The organism is Rhodococcus jostii NBRC 16295 (assembly GCF_001894825.1).
GTDB classification, from domain to species: Bacteria; Actinomycetota; Actinomycetes; order Mycobacteriales; family Mycobacteriaceae; genus Rhodococcus_F; species Rhodococcus_F jostii.
Genome location: NZ_BCWY01000198.1, coordinates 1 through 3,179 on the forward strand (window position 1 = coordinate 1; position 3,179 = coordinate 3,179).

A 3,179-nucleotide genomic window follows, 5' to 3' on the forward strand; every position below is an offset into this window, starting at 1 on the left:
ACGATGAGGTTCCCGGCCACCGGGCCACTGAACGACGTCGTGGTGATCGACCTGACCACCATGCTTGCGGGGCCCTTCGCCACCATGGTCCTGGCAGATCTGGGTGCCGACGTGATCAAGATCGAACCCCCTCATGGTGACTTCATCCGAGAGCAGGGACCGTTCGCACCGGATGATGAACTACGCGCATTCGGTGGGTATTTCCAGAGCGTCAATCGCAACAAACGCAGCGTAGTTCTCGACCTCACCACCGAAGAGGGACGCACCTCGCTGCTCGAACTGGTCGCGCACGCTGATGTCGTCGTAGAGAACTTCCGCCACGGCGTCATGGACCGGCTGGGTCTGTCCTACGAGCGCCTCCAGGAGCAGAATCCCCACCTGGTGTACGCGGCAATCCGCGGATTCGGTGACGAACGCACCGGTAGCAGCCCGATGCGAGACTGGCCGGCGTACGACATCACCGTCCAGGCCCTCAGCGGCTTGATGGAAATCACCGGCGAGCCCGACCGCCCGCCGATCAAGACCGGTCCCGGTCTCGGTGACACCGTGCCGGCACTGTTCGCGGTGATCGGCCTGCTGTCGGCCGTGCATCGTGCTCGCCGCGACGGCGTCGGTGGTTTCGTCGACGTGTCGATGTACGACGCCATGCTGGCAATGTGCGAACGCACCGTGTACCAGCACTCCTACAACGGCGACGTGCCCACCCGGCAGGGCAACAGCCATCCCCTGCTCTGCCCCTTCGATGTGGTTCCCGCGGCAGACGGGTGGGTCAGCATCGCGGCGCCGGGCAACAATCACTGGCAGCAACTCTGCGCGGTGATCGGACGTCCCGAGTTGGCGACGGACGAACGCACACAGGACAACGTCAGCCGACTGGCCAATCGTGACTTCACCATGGCAGCCGTGACCGCATGGACAACCACCCGGACCAAGGACCAGATCGTGGAAGCACTCGGCGGCAGGGTCCCGGTGGCACCGGTCAATACCATCGAGGACATCTATGCGGACCCCCACGTGCATGCCCGCAACATGCTGGTCGAGGTCGATCATCCCGGCGTGCCCCACCCGCTGACGATCGCCAACACTCCGATCAAGTTCGCGGACGCGCCCCCAACTCACCTCCGGCGAGCACCGCTGCTCGGCGAACATACCGATGAAGTGTTGGCCCAGTTCGACAACACCACAGCTACCTTTCAGCTCGAAGAAACAAGATAGGGAGATCATGTCCAGAACACAACGACCTCGGCGGTCCTGCCTCGCGGTGCCCGGTTCGAGTCCGAAGATGATCGAGAAGGCGAAGGGCCTCGATTCCGACCAGGTCTTCCTGGATCTCGAGGACGCGTGCGCACCACTCGCAAAACCTGGTGCGCGGAAGACCATCGTCGCGGCACTCAACGAAGGCGGATGGGGATCGAAGATCCGCGTGGTGCGGGTCAACGATCTCACCACCCACTGGACCTATCGCGACGTAGTCGAGGTCGTCGAAGGTGCCGGTGAGAATCTCGACTGCATCATGCTTCCGAAGGTGCAGTCGGCGGCCCAGATCGCCTGGCTCGACTTCACTCTGACACAGATCGAGAAGACCATGGGCTTCGAGGTAGGCCGAATCGGAATCGAGGCGCAGATCGAGGACGCCGCCGGACTGATCAACGTCGACGAGATCGCGGCCGCATCGCCGCGCACCGAGACGATCATCTTCGGCCCCGGCGATTTCATGGCGAGCATCAACATGAAGTCGCTCGTGATCGGTGAGCAGCCGCCGGGCTATGGAGTCGGTGACGCATTCCACTACCCGCTGATGCGGATCCTGATGGCCGCCCGAGCGAACGGGCTGCAGGCAATCGACGGACCGTATGTGCAGGTCCGTAACGTCGAGGGCTTCCGCCGGGTTGCCGGGCAGGCCGCCGCACTCGGCTATGACGGGAAATGGGTGCTGCATCCGGCCCAGATCGAAGCCGCCAACGACACCTTCAGTCCGGCCCAGGCCGACTACGACCACGCCGAGAACATCCTCGCCGCGTACGAGTGGTTCACCTCCGACCGGGGCGGCCGCAAGGGCGCCGTCATGCTCGGCGACGAAATGATCGACGAAGCGTCCCGCAAAATGGCGCTCGTCATCGCCGGCCAGGGCCGCGCCGCCGGCATGGAACGCCTCGACGTGTGGAAGCCGGAGACCGAGACCGTAGAGAGCGGTGTGTAACGATGACGACCACGGAAAAAGTACAGGACAGGCAATTCGGTCGGTACTTCGAGGAATTCGAAGTCGGAGCGATCTACAGGCATTGGCCAGGCAAAACTGTCACCGAATACGACGATCACCTGTTCTGCCTGCTGACGATGAACCACCACCCGTTGCATCTCAACTCCCACTTCGCCGAACAAACAACAGAATTCGGCCGCAACGTGGTCGTGGGCAACTATGTCTACTCGCTCCTGCTCGGAATGTCCGTACAGGACGTGTCCGGCAAGGCGATCGCCAACCTCGAAATCGAATCGTTGCGGCACGTCAAGCCGACATTCCACGGTGACACGATCTACGGCGAAACCGAGGTCCTCGACGTCACCCCCTCGAAGTCCAAGAACGACCGAGGCGTCGTGTACGTCGAGACCCGCGGCTACAAGCAGGACGGGCAGATCGTCTGCATCTTCCGTCGCAAAGTTCTCGTACCCAAGCGAAGCTACGGCGACACGCACGGCGGCGACCAACCCGCTCGACCGCTGCCACACGCGTAGTCGACTCCGGCGAGTTCGTTCATGCCCTGTCGCCCGAGGCCGGTCGCACACGATGACCGGATGAGATCTGCTGGGCGGCCGCGGGATACGCGGTTCATGGATCGCGGTTAGCCGATCTCCGGTGCGGGCTGGGTGTTACTCCGCTGAAGAAAGGCACCCAGCCCGCACGCCGGAGCGTCGGGCACCACGACCGGATACATCTGTCCGACGGGCCTTGACAGGAATTGCGGCAACGACCCACGCTATCAAGAGAATCACTGTGCCGATTGTCGGCACAGACGCGGTGCGGCCGGCCCCCGGGTGCACCACTCGGAAAAGGAAGCACCATGCGAGAGCGGTACGAAACGTTCGTCGGCGGACACGACGAACGCAGTAAGAGTGGGAAGTACTTTTCCACCCGCGATCCCGCTACGGGCGACGTCATCGCCGAAGTCGCCCTCGGCGGC

3 protein-coding genes are annotated in these 3,179 nt (G+C 63.1%); all 3 read left to right on the forward strand.

The annotated features are described in order from the left end of the window. Positions 1-1,215 (forward strand): CaiB/BaiF CoA transferase family protein (locus tag RJ1_RS44615; RefSeq protein WP_439958228.1); only part of this gene is annotated, 1,215 nt, incomplete at its 5' end. Positions 1,216-1,222: 7 nt separating this feature from the next. Then, positions 1,223-2,200 carry an HpcH/HpaI aldolase/citrate lyase family protein gene (locus RJ1_RS44620; protein WP_073371122.1) on the forward strand — a complete coding sequence of 326 codons (978 nt, stop codon included), beginning with the start codon at positions 1,223-1,225 and terminating at the stop codon, positions 2,198-2,200. A gap of 2 nt (positions 2,201-2,202) precedes the next feature. After that, a complete protein-coding gene (locus RJ1_RS44625) occupies positions 2,203-2,733 on the forward strand; it encodes a MaoC family dehydratase (protein WP_073371124.1) in 531 nt (176 codons plus the stop codon). Positions 2,734-3,179 lie beyond the last annotated feature (446 nt).

Coding starts and splice junctions, on each gene's coding strand:
- RJ1_RS44620 (WP_073371122.1), top strand. CDS start 1,223: ATGTCCAGAACACAACGACCTCGGCGGTCCTGCCTCGCGGTGCCCGGT.
- RJ1_RS44625 (WP_073371124.1), top strand. CDS start 2,203: ATGACGACCACGGAAAAAGTACAGGACAGGCAATTCGGTCGGTACTTC.